This is a genomic window from Rhodococcus sp. NPDC019647, assembly GCF_044389235.1.
GTDB lineage: Bacteria > Actinomycetota > Actinomycetes > Mycobacteriales > Mycobacteriaceae > Rhodococcus_F > Rhodococcus_F oxybenzonivorans.
In genome coordinates, this window is sequence record NZ_JBIRXS010000008.1 from 180,693 (window position 1) to 195,341 (window position 14,649).

Here is a 14,649-nt window from a genome sequence, read left to right on the forward strand (position 1 = left end):
CGTCACTCCCTTTGAAGACTGTCTGCCCACCTGCGAATGTCGCCGCGTTCCAGCGCGAGCGCCAGCAGTTCCGGAAACTTGTCCGGTGTGCAGGCGAACGCGGGAATCCCGAGAACACTCAGGGCCGCCGCGTTGTCGTGGTCGAACGACGGGGCGCCGTCGTCGGACAGTGCCAGCAGCACGATCACCTGGACCCCGGCAGTCTTCATGGCAGACATCCGCCGCAGCATCTCGCCGCGGATTCCGCCCTCGTACAGGTCCGAGATGAGCACGAACAGCGATTCGGCCGGTCTGTCGATCAGCGACTGGCTGTAGGCGATGGCCCTGTTGATGTCGGTGCCGCCGCCGAGCTGCGTGCCGAACAGGACGTCCACGGGATCGGACAGTTTGTCTGTCAGATCCACGACGGCCGTGTCGAAGACGACGAGCGAAGTTTTCAGTGCGCGCATCGATGCGAGAACGGCGCCGAAGACGGAGGCGTAGACGACGCTCGACGCCATCGACCCCGACTGGTCGATGGCGAGGACGACGTCGCGGTGCACCGACGGTGATCGACGTCCGTGCCCGATCATCCGTTCCGGCACCACGGTCTTGTACTCGGGAAGATAGTGGGCGAGGTTGGCGCGGATGGTGCGGTTCCAATCGACGTCGCGGAGCTTCGGATTGGTGGTGCGCGCAGCCCGGTTGATGGCGCCGGTCACCGCGGTCCGTGTTTTCTGCGCGATGCGTTCCTCGATCTGCCGGACCACTGTGTCGACGACCATGCGGGCGGTGGCTTTGCTCGTTTCGGGCATCACCCGGTTGAGGCTCAGCAGCGTGCCGACGAGGTGGACGTCGGGTTCGACGGCGTCGAGCAGTTCGGGTTCGAGCAGCAACTCGGTAAGTCCGAGCCGGTCGACGGCGTCCTTCTGCATCACCTGGACGACGGTGCTCGGGAAGTACGTCCGGATGTCGCCGAGCCACCGCGCCACCTTGGGCGCCGAGCTTCCCAGGCCGGCACCGCGGCGACGGCTACCGCTGTCCTCATTGTTCGCGTCGTACAGGGCGGACAGTGCCCCGTCCATCGCGGCATCCGACTTGGAGCCGAGCCCGCCCGTCGACTCCTCGGCGGCGTCACCGAGCAGCAACCGCCACCGTCGTAACCGCTCGACGTCTTCGCTCACGACGGCACTCCCAGAATGTCGGCCACCGTGCGGGTCGCGACTGCGGCCCGCCGCGGGTCGATCGGAGCTGCAGCTTCGGTTCGGTTTCCGCCCTGCACTGACTGGCCGATCGCCTGACGTTCCCCGGTGTCGAAAGCGCCGAATGTTCGCCGCAGCAACGGCAGCGTGTCTACGAAGTCCTGATCACCCAGTCCCGATAGCCATGTATCGAGCAGGCGGAGCAGTTCCCGATCGTGGACGAGAAGCAGGCCACCGCCGCCGAGGAAGCCGTCCACCCATCCTGCCTTCGCGGACGGTGTGGCGCCGACGGACAGTGCCCGCGACAACCTGGTCGCGGAGTCGGTTTCGCTGATCGCGCCGGCGTCGCGGAGCAGCCGGACCATCCGGCCGATCACCAGGCCGTTCACATCGCTGCGATCGACGAGCCCGGCGAGAGCGCCCAGCCATCGTTTCGACGCGCGATCCTCGTCGCGGAGCATCACGGCGGCATGGACACCGTCGATCGCCCGGCGCATCTCGATCGCGCTGTCGTCGTCCAATCCCGACAGCGCCGATCCCAGTCCCGCGCAGATCCGCACCAGGAGGCTGTCGTTGACGCGGGAGAGGGACGAGATGTCGGTGCCGCGGACGTCGCCGTAGCGGAGGGTCCGGGTGAGGGACGGCAGCGCATCCATCAGATGCATCACGTCGTGGTCGAGGGCGGCGGCCGTGTCGAGCGCACGGAGCAATTCGGGCAGCGCATCGGTGAGGTTCGACAGCAGCGCCTGCTCGAGAAGTGCGGTGAGCTGGGCGAGGGAGACGTGCTCGTCCGACGCTTCGGCCCGTACTTTGGCGGTGGCCGCGGCCTCGACTGTCGTTCCCCAGAGCGATGCCTCGATGATGGCGACGGCGAGTTCCGGCTTCCAGGTCAGTGACCACGTCTCGCGGAACGTCCCGGTGGCGTTGATCTCGCTGTCCGCGGGAACGCCCCACCCGACCCCCAGTAGCTGCAGGCGGTGGAGTAACCGGGAGCGCGTGACGTCGATGTCCTTGCGGAGATCGAGGTCGAGGGTCTTCTCCGTGGCCTGTTGCTTGAGGCGGAGCGTTTTTGCCCGTGCACGCAGGTCGGCGTCGAGCGGGACGGTGGGTGTGTCGTCCGGGACTCCGCCGAGTGCCTCACCGACCACGAGTCGCCGGGTGATCAGGTCGAGCAGGACGTCGTTGCCGTCGCACATCACGGCGCGGGTTGCCTCGGTGACCTCGGACAGGCCGGCCAGGGGACGTGAGCGCATGGCGGCCAGGGTGTCTGCCAGGCGTACCGCCTCGATGACGTGCGCGCTCGACACCGGGAGGTCCTCGGCGCGCAGCACGCGGGCCACCTTGGTGAGCCATCGTGGGATCGTTCGGTCGCCGGCGGTGAAGAGGTGGTGGTACCAACCCGGTGAGGTAATGCCCGCTCCGTACCCCGAGGCCGTGGACAGACGCGAATGGGTCCACGGAACCCACGTCAGTGAGGTCTTGATCTTCGGCAGGCCCTTGAGGATTTGCGCATCGGCGGTGGCGGGGCCGAGGGGCCCGGAGAGCGCCGGCGCATGCCAGGCGCCACAGATCACCGCCACGCGCTGAGCGCCGCCCTTGATGGCCTTGCGCAGCGTTTGGAGCATGTAGGCCTCGCGTCTTCTCGTCTCCTCGTCGAGGTCGGTGGCATTGCGCAGAACGGACATCGCTTCGGTGATGGCATCGAACGAGTCTGCGCCGGTGCCGGATTCGACGACTGCGTCCCACCAGCGTTCAGTGTCATCGTATCCGGCAGCCGCGGCGAGCTGGGCCAACGGGTCGGTGCGATCGGTTTCGGCGGATTCGGCGGCGAGCGTGTGGGCAGCCGGGAGATCACAGAACCGCACGTCGACTCCGTGCTCCGCGGACCACGAGAGTGCCTGCCACTCAGGGGAAAACACTGCGAAAGGCCAGAACGCAGCCGTCCGCGGTTCCCCGGTGGCGTAGGCCAGCAATGCCACCGGCGGTTTCATGGCGTCGGCGGCCGTCAGTGCGATCAGCGGGTCGGCGTCCGCGGGTCCTTCGATCAGGACTGCATCGGGAGTGAACGCTTCGAGTGCGCGTCGCACCGACCGTGCCGATCCGGGCCCGTGATGGCGGATGCCGAAGACACGGACATCGGAACTCACCCGGTGACCTCCCGGCAGGCTCGGTAGAAGTCCGACCAGTCCTCGCGTTCACGGACAACCGCTTCGAGATACTCCGTCCACACCACCTTGTCTGCCACCGGATCCTTCAGTACGGATCCGAGGATGCCTGCGGCCACATCAGAGGGCCCCAACGTGCCGTTGCCGAAGTGCGCGGCGAGCGCCAATCCGTTGGTCACCACGGAGATGGCCTCCGCGGTCGACAATGTTCCGGACGGCGACTTCAGCTTGGTACGACCGTCCGAGGTGGCGCCGGAGCGTAGTTCGCGGAACACGGTGACTACTCGGCGAATCTCGTCGACCGTCGCGGGGATTTTCGGCAGTTCGAGTGAGGCGCCCAATTGCTCGACGCGCCGCGTGACAATGGCGACCTCGTCCTCCTCGCTGGCGGGCAGCGGCAGGACCACCGTGTTGAAGCGCCTGCGGAGTGCGGAGGAGAGGTCGTTCACACCGCGGTCCCGGTCGTTGGCGGTGGCTATCAGGTTGAAACCCTTGGTTGCCTGCACTTCGATGCCCAATTCGGGCACCGGCAGGGTTTTCTCCGAGAGCACGGTGATGAGCGCGTCCTGCACGTCGGCCGGAATCCGGGTGAGCTCCTCGACTCGGACGATCCGGCCGCTCTCCATCGCGGTCATCACCGGGGAGGGGACGAGGGCTCCCGCGGTGGGGCCTTCGGCCAGGAGCCGGGCGTAGTTCCATCCGTACCGGATGGCCTCCTCCGGTGTTCCGGAAGTTCCCTGGATCAGTAGCGTCGACGTTCCGGAAATCGCGGCCGAAAGATGTTCGGACACCCACGTCTTGGCTGTCCCGGGGACACCGAGGAGCAGGAGTGCCCGATCGGTGGCGAGGGTAGCGACTGCGACTTCCATCAACCGGCGGGGGCCGACGTATTTGGGGGTGATCACGGTGCCGTCGTCGAGTTCGCCCCCGAGTAGGTACGTGACGACGGCCCACGGCGACATCTTCCAGGACGGCGGCCGCGGCCGGGTGTCCTGGGCGGCGAGGGTCGCGAGTTCTTCGGCGTAGTCCTGCTCGGCATGGGGACGCAGCAGGTCGGCCTGGCCGGCCACGATCTCGGTCACTCGAGCTCCTTCAGCAGCGTTCGGCGGTGTTCGATGTTGGCGGCGGCCGTCGAGAACGCCTGCTGCCAGCCGGGGTCGCGGGTGCGTTCGGCGGCCGCGTGGAGCAGGGGAACCGCACTGAACGGGAAGTGTGTCTCGGCGCTGCGCAGCGTCGAGTAGTGGCTGTGCCGGGACAATTGTCCGAGCTCCTTGCCTGTCGAGGCGTGCCGCACCGCGATGTCCTCGAATCGGGCGATGATGCGTTGCGCAAGTTCGAGGGGCCACGGGTGCGGGAGATCGTCGAACAGTGCCGCCCCGTCCACGCCCAGCAGGTAGGAGTCGGCGTGGCCGGCGAGTATGTACTCCAGCCGCTGCCCGGCGGGAACGAGGGGGACGACGCGCCGCTCGGTTTGCCTGCCCTGTTTGTGCAGGAAGGCGGACGCCCATCGCGGGTTGCGCTGCATCACTGTCGCGTTGACCCAGGCCTCGGTCATCACATCACGCCATTGGTCCTCGATGCGGATGTCCAGGGCCTGGGATGCGGATCCGATCATGTCGTCCCACACCGACAGTGGTGCCGCGGTGACCACCATTCGCAGCCACCAACTCCGAATTCCCTTGTTCTTGAAGTGCACGTTTTCGATGCCGTCACGCCGCGCCGAATCATCGAGCGAACCCGGCATGTTTACCACGAGGCGGGTGCGGAGAGGCTTCTTCTCCACCCGCACCCACGCGCGGGCGCGGGCGGCCATCCGCTGCGCGTACGCCGAGCGGGGAAGTTGGCGCAGCAACTGGACTGCATGCTGGCGAACATCTTTGCGCCGGTCGTCGAGTGCGTGCTCGAGGAGGGCGGCGTCCGCGTCGCCGAGCCCGGTGGCCAGTGTTGCGATGAACGCGGCCCGGTGCTCGCCGCGTTCGGTATCCCACGTTCGTCGCAGTTCCGCCGTGGCGGCCGCCGGATTCACCGAGCGCATCGCCGTGAGCCACTGCAGACGTTCCGGATGGGAGCCGCGATGCCACACCTCGAGGCGATCGGCTGTCCGCCGGAGCATCAACCATTCCGGGTTCTGGGCGGCCAGCCACTGTCCGCGTGGTCCGGTGAGCCGGAGAATGTTCTCCCGGTGCGTGTCGTTGCTCCGTGCCGCGGACATCAGGTCGGCGACGAGATGATCCGGCGCCCGGTACCCGCGCTCGACGGCTACGGCGAACCACTCCGTCAGTGTCCACGACTTGGCGGCGAGCAGTTGCATCAGGTGGTCGGCCGCCGTCGGGGGCAGTTGCACTCGGTCGTCCTCGTCGGCGGGCGCAGGCACGACGTGCAGGGAGGCGGTGACCCCGCCGGCTCGATGGGCGTTCTCCAGAGCGGCCGCGCCCAGCAGCACTTCGGCAGGATCGCCGGTAATCGATTGCGCCAGTTGCCCCGTGGCGAGGTCCTGCAGTGCGGGAGTGGACCGGGCTGTACCCAGGAGAGCCGTCGACAGAAGCTCGCTCATCGTCGTCTGCCTGCCGTGCGGGTCGAGACGGACGGTGCCGTTGTGGATACGAGCGAGTGGACGACACCGCGGTCGAACACGGACACCGGAGTCAGTGCCTCACTGTTCCAGTCACCGCACACGGTGACCGGGTGGCCGCCGGAGATGCCGAGCAGTGTCCACAGATTCCTCTCGTCACCGGTGACCGGCAACGCTCGCCCTTCGGCGTCGACCAGCAGCCATCCCTCTTCCGTGACCGTCGGCGTGACACCGCCCAGCAACACGGGCCACGAACGAACCCACGGGTCGGCGCCGATGACGTGGGCGAAGGCGTCGAGGGCCGGGTCGATGCCTCCCGCGGGGAGCGTCGTGAACGGTTCTGCCGCACCGTGGCCGGCGCCCCACTGCGCGCGCAACGGCGCGGCGCCGGGATAGAAGTGCAGATCTGCGTCGACGAGGGAACCGAGCGGCGGAACGGCGTTCGCGAAGTTTGGTGTGCCGTGGGCGAAATCGAGCAGGAGTGCCCAACGGCGGTGATCCCGGCCGAGTAACCACACCTTGCGGGTGAAAAGCCGTTTCTCTTCGGTGGTCTGGGAGCCCAGCACCATCCACCGATCTCGCACAGCCGGTTCACTACGCACCTTGTCGGTGGAGACCGGGTATCCCACGTGGGCGCGGACCGTCGCCCGCAACGGCTCCGGCAGTTCGGGGAGACGACGATGCGCGACCACGAGTAGATGCAGCTTGGCGTACTCGGCAAGCAATCTCACCGGCCAGTCGGGGCGCAACGCGACGGTGAAGGCGAGCCGACGCAGCGCCGATGCGACGCCGGGAGCCTGTGCGTCGACCATTCGGGCCGCAATGGCATCGAATGCGGCGGGTGACGTGTCCGTGGATCCCAGCCCACCGCGGATCTGATCGGTGAGCCACAGGTCGAGTTCGTCGAGGCCCGCGGCCACCCGATCGGCTCGACGTTCGGCAGCCTTCCCCTGGGCGGTCGACGGGGGAGCGGGCGGACCGGGTTCGCTTGCCCGCGTGGCGCGTCGTCCCAACCATTCGCGCGCGAACGGCGGGAGGTCGGCCGCGTCCGGGACCCGCCCCTGTGACCAGAGCAGGAGTAGCCCGAGCGCGTGCTTGCAGGGGAATTTCCGGCTCGGGCACGAACATGAGAAGGCTGGCCCGTCGAGATCGACCACGGTGCGGTATGGGCTCCTGCCGCTACCCTGGCACAGTCCCCACAATGCGGTGCCGGTGTGGCCGGTATCCGACCACGACGCCGAGAGCGTGCGTGCGGCAGCGAGAGAGCCGGCATCGGCCGCGACCGATGCGACCTGTCCCTCCGACCAAGGCGACGTCACGTCAGTCACCGTAGGCGAGTAGTCCGACATGCAGGGAGGAGGGTGCGCTCACAGGCACGGTCTAGGTGGGTGTGGGAGTACCGGAGTCGGGCAACCCGTCCGCGGGCCGGGGTGGGTCGAACAATCCCGCGATGCTCGATATCCGGTCGGTGGAGTCTTCGACGGCGATGTTCTCACCGGTCCGCAACCACCCGTTCCGCAGTGAAGACGTCAACCAGTTGTCCAGCGCCGCCTGCGTCTCGAACTTGAGGACGATGACGCACACAGCGGACGTACTGCTCTCCTTGAGCCATCCGCCGCCGAGGAAACCGGGGAAGAGGCGTGCCAGACCGAGGCCGACCTGGATCCAATCGGCGAATTCTTCTTCGCACCCCTGGCTGACCCGCCGGACGATGGTCGTCGTCACGGACGTGTCGACGACGTCGCCCGTTCGGACGCTGTCGGCGGTGTTCGTCACTGTCGTTACCTCGGATCCTGCTTGTCTATTGGCAAACTACCAGCGGCTCGGGAGCTGCACACTGTCCACTTGCCTCAGAGTTGATAGAACGGCGCGGCGTACCGGAACATTCCCGACAGGGCGGAGTCCCAGTTAGTGAGACGACGAACCTGGAAATGGGACGACCAGGAAGGCTCGTCCGGTTCGATCCCGAGGGAGGATCCGGCGACGAACCCGAACCGGGGGTAGTACTCGAGGTGGCCCAGCAGTGCTACCAGCAGTTCGTCACGGGAATCAGCGGCGCCGAGGGCGGCATGCATGAGCGCCGAACCGACCCCACCGCGCTGGTGGCTCGGCAGCACGCCGATAGGGCCCAATGCCAGCACCGGCGTCGAATCAACGGTGGCCCGGGTCAGACACACGTGTCCGATCACCGAGTCGTGCCACTCGGCGACGAAGGACAGCGGCGGAATCCACGCCGGGCTCGAGCGCAGTCGCTCGACGAGGTCGACCTCGACGGGGGCGTCCCCGTCGAAGGCCTGGCGATGGACCTCGGCGATCGCGGCGACGTCGTGGGCAGTTTCCCGTCGGATGAGCATGGTCGACAGCCTGCCGCGAGAATTCTGTCCGTCGCAACGACTTTATGCAACGGTTTGCTGCTGGCCGATAGCTGGACCCGGAGCCCGCGCACAGAAGGTTCTGAGCGATGCCGGGCAGATACCGCCGCAGCATCAGGAGTCGGCACTGGGCGAAGCGTTCTCCAATTGTGACCCTCGAGGGTTTCCCGCTTTCGGGTTTTTCCGGGTCGGGGATAGCAGTATGAGCACCACGCGTGAGTGTGTCGGCCGCCGGGGCGGGTCGAGGAGCGGCGAGGGAAGTGGGTGCGAGTGGCCGAGGCGCGGGAGTCTCGATATAGTTGCAGTGTGCAACACAACGAGGTGGAATCGGGTGAGTCGTCCGCATCGGGCGTCGTGGCTGTCCATGACGAACTCGTCCGGCTCGTCCGCCAGCTCGTCGCCGGCGACGGACCTCCGGCGGGTTCGCCGACATTCGCTCAACATTCGCTGCTCTCGTACATCGCCCGTAATCCCGGATGCCGGGCCACCCAGATCTCCGAGTCCTTCGGAGTGCACCGCTCCACGGTGTCGCGCCAGCTGCGTGTCTGCATCGACGAGGGGTGGGTGCGGGCCGAGGCCGGACCGCTTCGCAGCGGCCATCCGCTGACCCTCACCGACGCCGGTGTCGCCGTGCTTGCGGGTGCGGATGCCCGACGGGTAGAGGAGGTGCGCGACCGGATGGCGTCCTGGTCGGACCGTGACATCGCCGCATTTGCCGATCATCTGCGCCGATTCCGTCATGGCGGCGACGACCCCTCGCGGCGCCCCTCGACCTTCGAGAGCAACGGAGACGCCACCCGTGCGTGAGTTCACGAGCCCGCCGACCTTCAGCGTCTCCGAGCACGAGAACGCGGTCTTGACGGTGTTCGCACATGCGGAGAGCACGCCCGACCGGGTGATGTACGCCCGGCCGGAGGCCAATGGCTGGGTCGACGTGACGGCCAAGGATTTCGCCGCACTCGTCACCGGGGTCGCGAAGGGCCTCATCGCCCATGGTGTCCGACCGGGCGACCGGGTAGCACTGCTGTCGTCCACTCGGTTCGAGTGGTCCTTGCTCGACTACGCCATCTGGGCGACCGGTGCGGCCTCGGTTCCGGTCTACGACTCCTCGTCGCCCGATCAGATCCGGTGGATCATCGAGGACTCCGGGGCGGTGGCTGCCGTGGTGGAGACGCCGGCTCATGCGGCGAGTTTCGAGGGCGACGGCATCCCGTACACGTTGAAGCACATCTTCACCATCGACGAAGATGCGGTGGGCACCCTCATCAAGGACGGACGCTCGGTCGACGACTCCGAGGTGTTCAAGCGAGTCGTCGCGCTGACCGCCGGCGACCTCGCGTCGCTGGTATATACCTCCGGTACCACCGGAAGACCCAAAGGGGGCATTCTCACGCACCGCAACTTCTTGTCGGAGGTGCGGGCTCTCCTCGCTGCGCCGATCGGGGATGTGGCGCGTCCCGGCAACCGTGTCCTCACGTTCCTTCCCTTGGCACACGTCCTTGCCCGGGCGGTGTCCCTGGCGATGTTCGAGGCGGGGGCTACCCAGGCGCACTGGTCCGATTTCGGGACGGTCACGGGAGAATTCGAACGTTTTCGCCCGCATACGATCCTCGGTGTTCCACGGGTTTTCGAGAAGGTGCGCGACGGTGCCGCCCGTAAGGCGGCGTCTGGTGGTGGCCTGCAGAAGTGGATCTTCGACTTCGCCGAGACGACGGCCGTCGAGTACAGCCGGGCCCAGGACAACGGTGGGCCGGGACCGTTGCTCGCGCTGCGCCGCGCCGTCGCCGACAAGTTGGTCTACGCCAGGCTGCGGGCAGCCTTGGGCGGCGACTGCTGGTGGGCGATCTCGGGAGGCGGAGCGCTCATGCCGAGCCTCGGGCATTTCTTTCGCGGGATGGGCGTACCCGTGTACGAAGGTTACGGACTCACCGAATCCACTGCCGCGCATTGTGTGAACGTTCCCGGGGCGCAAAAGATCGGAACGGTGGGCAGGCCGCTCGGCGGACAGGGTGTGCGCATCGCCGAGGACGGTGAGATCGAATTGTGCGGTGACGTCGTATTCGGCGGCTACTGGCGCAACGAGCACGCCACTCGGGAGGCGCTGCACGACGGCTGGTTCCGCACCGGTGATCTGGGCTACCTCGACGACGAAGGCTTTCTCACCATCACCGGACGCAAGAAGGACCTTCTGATCACCGCAGGGGGCAAGAACGTGTCACCGGGGCCCCTCGAGGATCGGCTGCGCTCGCACACACTGGTGTCGCAGGCCGTGGTCGTGGGTGACGGTCGCCCGTTCATCGGTGCGCTGCTCACCGTCGATCCTCAGGAATTCGACAAGTGGAAGGCAGCCCACGGGCGACCTGCCGACGCATCGGTCGCCGATCTGCGCGAAGACGAAGAATTGCGCGCGGAGCTTCAGGATGCCGTCGACGACGCGAATACCACCGTCTCCCACACCGAGTCGATCAAACGGTTCGTCATCCTCGACCGCGACCTCACCGAGGCGGACGGGGAATTGACGGCTACCTTGAAGATCAAGCGTCCAGTTGTGACCGAACGCTTCGCCGACGATATCGATGCGCTGTATCGCCGGACCTGACCGGTTACCGTGGCGACATGACGACCGCTTTCGTTCTGTCCGGTGGAGCGAGCCTCGGAGCCATCGAGGTCGGAATGCTGCAAACGCTCATAGGCAGGGGAACTCGCCCCGATCTCATCGTCGGCACTTCTGTGGGAGCGCTCAACGGCGCTTGGCTGGCGGCCGGGTCCTCGGAATCGGATCTACGTGAACTGGCCGATCTGTGGCGCGGGCTGAAGCGGAGCTCGGTGTTCCCGACCGGCCTGTTCACCGGCTTCGTGGGTTTCGTCGGGATCGACAATCATCTGGTCTCCAACCGGGGAATCCGGCGGATTCTCGAGAAGCACCTGCGCTTCGGGCGGATGGAGGACGCTCCGATCCCGCTCCACGTGATCGCAGCCGATGTGCTGACCGGCAAGGACGTTCGGCTGTCGAGCGGTCCCGCTGTCGATGCCGTTCTGGCCAGCGCTGCCATTCCGGGAATTCTCCCGCCGGTAGTCGTCGAAGGTCGCGCGCTGGTGGACGGTGGCGTGGTCAACAACACCCCGATCTCGCATGCCATCGAACTCGGTGCCACGACGGTGTGGGTACTGCCCACCGGATATGCCTGCACGCTGTCCGAGGTTCCCCGCAGCGCACTCGGGATGGCTCTGCTCGGAGTGACGCTCGCGATCAATCAACGCCTCGCGCTCGACATCGAACGTTACGAGGGCGCTGCCGATATCAAGGTCGTGCCACCCCTCTGTCCACTGGACACCAGCCCCGCAGATTTCGGCGACGCGGACGAGTTGATACGGCGGGCCCGGGAGCAGACTGCGCAGTGGCTCGACGAGGCCCCCGTCGAGGTCGGGCAGGCAGACCTGCTTCTGCCACACATGCACAGATAGAGCTTCAGCGGCTACGCGGACACTGTAATCCCAGTCACATCACCGCAGATCGACACGGGCGCAGCGGTGATTTGATTTCACCGTGGGGTCGCTACTGTGAGTGCATGGCGGTCACGGTGGAGCGGGCAGTGCTGGATCAGGCGGAGGACATCGTCCAGATGCACTGGGACGCAGAGGATTGGCTCGCCGAGCAGCAGATCGACCCGCCGTGCCGCGGTGATGTATCGCTCGCCGATGTGCGTGAGCAGATCGAGGCCGTAGAATGGCGCGTCGCGCGCTCCGGTGGAATCGTGGCGGGCGCCCTGCGCGTGCTGCGCGCCGATCCCGACATCTGGGTCGACGACGAGGTTCCCGCTACCTACGTCGCGCGGGTGATGACGGACCGCCGCCATGCGAGCCCAGGGTTGGGAGCGAAACTGTTGCGGTGGGTGGACGAGCACGCCCGGAGCGAGGCCGTGTCCGTCGTCCGGCTCGAATGCGTGGAAACCAACAGCCGACTGCGCACGTACTACGAGGAGCAGGGTTTCTTCCTGGTGGGCCGCCGCGACTTCGAGGTCGAATGGCCCAGCGTCGTGCTGTTGGAAAAGGCCGTTCGCTGATGATCAGAGCGGATCGAGGATGCGGTGCAGGAATTGCCGTAGCCGCTGCCCGGTCGGATTCGTCAGTAGGTCCTTCGCCGTACCGCGTTCGAGGACGACGCCGCCGTCGATGAACAGCACCTGATCGGCCACCTGCTGCGCGAACCGGATTTCGTGAGTCACGATCACCATGGTCCAGCCCTCGGTCGCGAGATCACGGATCACGCGGAGGACCTCGCCGACGAGTTCGGGGTCGAGTGCAGACGTCGGTTCGTCGAACAACATCAGTTTGGGCTTCAGCGCGAGCGCCCTGGCGATTCCGACGCGCTGCTGCTGGCCACCCGAGAGTTGGTACGGGTACTGATCCGCCTTGTCCGCCAGGCCTACTTGAGTGAGCAGTGCCAGGGCGTCGGCGCGCGCTTCGCCTTTCGGCCGCTTCTGGACGACCACCGGACCCTCGGTGACGTTCTGAAGCACTGTCTTGTGCGGAAACAGGTTGTGGGCCTGGAACACCATGCCGCTCTGTGCCCGGAACCGAGCCAGGGTGGACCGGTCCACCTGGGCAGCGAAGTCGACCGATACCTCACCGATCGAGATCACGCCGGCGTCCGCGCGGTCCAGCGCATTGAGTGTTCGCAACACCGTGGTCTTTCCCGAACCGGACGGGCCGATGATCACGGTGACGGTGCCGGGCAGGACCTCGAAGCTGATGTCGCGCAGCACGCGATGTTCACCGAACGATTTTTCGACGCCGGAAACGTGGAGCAGTGGGGTGCGGGTGTCGGTCATCTGGCCACATACCTGTCGAGTCGGGCTTCGAGTCGGCCCTGAACGGCCGAGAGGACGATGCAGATCGCCCAGTAATACAGCGCCGCGACACCGTACAGGGCGAAGAAGTCGAACGTGGGTGCGGCGGCAAGTTGCGCGACGCGAAACAGTTCGGTGACGAGGATCGTCGAGGCGAGGGAGGTGTCCTTGACCAGCGAGATGAGCGTGTTGGACAGCGGCGGAACGGCGACCCGGGCCGCCTGGGGGAGCACGATCCGCTGCAACGTGGTGGTGTATCCCATGCCGATGGTCTGGGCGGCTTCCCACTGACCTTTCGGGATGGACAGGATCGCCGAACGAATGACTTCCGCGGCGTAACCCCCGACGTTGAGACTGAACGCGATCACCGCCGCCGGGAACGGTTCGAGCGTCACCCCGAATTGCGGCAACGCGTAGAAGACGATGAACAGCTGCACCAGCAACGGTGTGCCCCGGATGATCGAGATGTAGAAGCGGGCCGCGATCGACAACGGCGTGATCGAGGAGATTCTGGCCAGCGCGACGAGTAGGGCAATGACCAGTCCGATGGTGAAGCTGACGAGAGTCAGCGGAATCGTCATGGTGAGTGTGGCCTTCAGCATCGGCCACAGGTTGTCCAGGATCAGTTGGATCGTTGCGTCGTCCACTCCGGCGCTCCTCGTGCGTGCCGGCTCAGTTACTCGGCGCGGACACGTCGGTGCCGAAGTACTTGTCCGAGATCTTCGCCAGTGTGCCGTCGGCGCGCAGTTCGGCGAGCGCCTTGTCGATGTCGGGCATCAGGCCGCTGTCCTTCCGGGCAGCGAAGGCCTGTTCGCTGGTGTCGCCGGTCTCGGTCGCGATCTTCACGCCCGCGTCATTCGTCTGCTTCTGATACTCCGCGACGGCGAGGTTGTCGTTGACGGTGGCGTCCACTCGTCCGTCCTTCAAAAGTGTGATCGCTTGTACGAAGCCCTCCACGGACTCGACGTTCGCCCCGGCGTCCCTTGCGACCTGGGCCCAGTTGCTGGTCGCGGATTGTGCTGCAGTCTTTCCAATCAGATCGTCGAGTCCGGTAATCGAGTTGTCGTCGGCGCGGGTCACGATCACACCCTCCGACACCGTGTAGGGCGTCGACAGGTCGTACTTCTGGGTGCGCTCGTCGTTCACGGTGACCTGGTTGGCGACCAGGTCGTACCGCCTCGCTTCGAGGCCGGCGAAGATGGAGTCCCACGGGGTCTGGGTGAACTCGACGGACACACCGAGTTTGTCACCGACGGCGCGGATGACCTCGACGTCGTAGCCGGTGAGCTGACCGTCGGGGCCCTGGTAGCTGAACGGGGTGTAGGTGCCCTCGGTGCCTACCTTCAGGACGCCCGCCTCGCGCACCTGGTCGATGACCGGGCCGGAGTCGGAAGTGCTGCATCCTGCCAAGGACAGGGCGGTCACAGCGGCGATCAGGATGGCCGGAAGTGTGCGTCGCACGGAGTTCCTCCTCATTCGGCGGATCAGCTCACCGTACTTGTCGAGTGC

At 66.4% G+C, this 14,649-nt stretch carries 14 protein-coding genes; 4 read left to right on the plus strand and 10 right to left on the minus strand.

Going from position 1 to position 14,649, the window contains the following annotated elements; all coding sequences use genetic code 11:
- Nucleotides 1-2: 2 nt before the first annotated feature.
- The 7 genes from ACH49N_RS17925 to ACH49N_RS17955 form a co-directional block, all read right to left on the minus strand.
- Complete coding sequence (locus ACH49N_RS17925; RefSeq protein WP_358273352.1) at nucleotides 3-1,163, minus strand: VWA domain-containing protein; 1,161 nt, start codon at nucleotides 1,161-1,163, stop codon at nucleotides 3-5.
- Nucleotides 1,160-3,328, minus strand: a complete 2,169-nt coding sequence (locus ACH49N_RS17930) for a DUF5682 family protein (protein WP_358273351.1) — start codon at nucleotides 3,326-3,328, stop codon at nucleotides 1,160-1,162. Before ACH49N_RS17930 ends, ACH49N_RS17925 begins: the two co-directional genes overlap by 4 nt.
- Nucleotides 3,325-4,428, minus strand: a complete 1,104-nt coding sequence (locus ACH49N_RS17935; RefSeq protein WP_358273349.1) for an AAA family ATPase — start codon at nucleotides 4,426-4,428, stop codon at nucleotides 3,325-3,327. The genes ACH49N_RS17930 and ACH49N_RS17935 overlap by 4 nt, the downstream gene beginning before the upstream one ends.
- The gene (locus tag ACH49N_RS17940) at nucleotides 4,425-5,900 is read right to left on the minus strand and encodes a DUF5691 domain-containing protein (protein ID WP_358273347.1); all 1,476 of its coding nucleotides are present in this window, start codon (nucleotides 5,898-5,900) and stop codon (nucleotides 4,425-4,427) included. Before ACH49N_RS17940 ends, ACH49N_RS17935 begins: the two co-directional genes overlap by 4 nt.
- Complete coding sequence (locus ACH49N_RS17945) at nucleotides 5,897-7,237, minus strand: SWIM zinc finger family protein (protein ID WP_358273345.1); 1,341 nt, start codon at nucleotides 7,235-7,237, stop codon at nucleotides 5,897-5,899. The genes ACH49N_RS17940 and ACH49N_RS17945 overlap by 4 nt, the downstream gene beginning before the upstream one ends.
- Nucleotides 7,238-7,298: 61 nt before the next feature.
- On the minus strand, nucleotides 7,299-7,694 hold the full coding sequence (locus tag ACH49N_RS17950) for an antibiotic biosynthesis monooxygenase (RefSeq protein WP_358273343.1): 396 nt from the start codon (nucleotides 7,692-7,694) through the stop codon (nucleotides 7,299-7,301).
- A 74-nt stretch (nucleotides 7,695-7,768) separates the two neighbouring features.
- A complete protein-coding gene (locus tag ACH49N_RS17955; protein WP_358273342.1) occupies nucleotides 7,769-8,272 on the minus strand; it encodes an N-acetyltransferase in 504 nt (167 codons plus the stop codon).
- 282 nt (nucleotides 8,273-8,554) lie between these two features.
- Here ACH49N_RS17955 and ACH49N_RS17960 point away from each other — a divergent pair, with 282 nt between their 5' ends.
- The 4 genes from ACH49N_RS17960 to ACH49N_RS17975 all read left to right on the plus strand — a co-directional run bounded on the left by ACH49N_RS17960 (nucleotide 8,555) and on the right by ACH49N_RS17975 (nucleotide 12,354).
- A complete protein-coding gene (locus ACH49N_RS17960; protein WP_358273341.1) occupies nucleotides 8,555-9,097 on the plus strand; it encodes a MarR family transcriptional regulator in 543 nt (180 codons plus the stop codon).
- A complete protein-coding gene (locus ACH49N_RS17965) occupies nucleotides 9,090-10,889 on the plus strand; it encodes a long-chain fatty acid--CoA ligase (RefSeq protein ID WP_358273339.1) in 1,800 nt (599 codons plus the stop codon). The genes ACH49N_RS17960 and ACH49N_RS17965 overlap by 8 nt, the downstream gene beginning before the upstream one ends.
- Before the next feature lie 17 nt (nucleotides 10,890-10,906).
- A complete protein-coding gene (locus ACH49N_RS17970; protein ID WP_358273337.1) occupies nucleotides 10,907-11,755 on the plus strand; it encodes a patatin-like phospholipase family protein in 849 nt (282 codons plus the stop codon).
- Between the two features lie 104 nt (nucleotides 11,756-11,859).
- Nucleotides 11,860-12,354, plus strand: coding sequence for a GNAT family N-acetyltransferase (locus tag ACH49N_RS17975; protein ID WP_358273336.1), 495 nt, complete (start codon nucleotides 11,860-11,862; stop codon nucleotides 12,352-12,354).
- Between the two features lie 3 nt (nucleotides 12,355-12,357).
- Here the strand turns inward: ACH49N_RS17975 and ACH49N_RS17980 are convergent, their stop codons facing one another.
- The 3 genes from ACH49N_RS17980 to ACH49N_RS17990 are packed head-to-tail and all read right to left on the minus strand — an operon-like array spanning nucleotide 12,358 to nucleotide 14,601.
- Nucleotides 12,358-13,122 (minus strand): amino acid ABC transporter ATP-binding protein, encoded by a 765-nt coding sequence (locus ACH49N_RS17980; RefSeq protein WP_358273334.1) that lies wholly within the window; start codon nucleotides 13,120-13,122, stop codon nucleotides 12,358-12,360.
- A complete protein-coding gene (locus tag ACH49N_RS17985; RefSeq protein ID WP_159920481.1) occupies nucleotides 13,119-13,787 on the minus strand; it encodes an amino acid ABC transporter permease in 669 nt (222 codons plus the stop codon). The genes ACH49N_RS17980 and ACH49N_RS17985 overlap by 4 nt, the downstream gene beginning before the upstream one ends.
- A gap of 25 nt (nucleotides 13,788-13,812) precedes the next feature.
- On the minus strand, nucleotides 13,813-14,601 hold the full coding sequence (locus tag ACH49N_RS17990) for an amino acid ABC transporter substrate-binding protein (RefSeq protein WP_358273333.1): 789 nt from the start codon (nucleotides 14,599-14,601) through the stop codon (nucleotides 13,813-13,815).
- Nucleotides 14,602-14,649 lie beyond the last annotated feature (48 nt).

Coding starts and splice junctions, on each gene's coding strand:
- ACH49N_RS17940 (WP_358273347.1), bottom strand. CDS start 5,900: ATGAGCGAGCTTCTGTCGACGGCTCTCCTGGGTACAGCCCGGTCCACT.
- ACH49N_RS17955 (WP_358273342.1), bottom strand. CDS start 8,272: ATGCTCATCCGACGGGAAACTGCCCACGACGTCGCCGCGATCGCCGAG.
- ACH49N_RS17970 (WP_358273337.1), top strand. CDS start 10,907: ATGACGACCGCTTTCGTTCTGTCCGGTGGAGCGAGCCTCGGAGCCATC.
- ACH49N_RS17975 (WP_358273336.1), top strand. CDS start 11,860: ATGGCGGTCACGGTGGAGCGGGCAGTGCTGGATCAGGCGGAGGACATC.
- ACH49N_RS17980 (WP_358273334.1), bottom strand. CDS start 13,122: ATGACCGACACCCGCACCCCACTGCTCCACGTTTCCGGCGTCGAAAAA.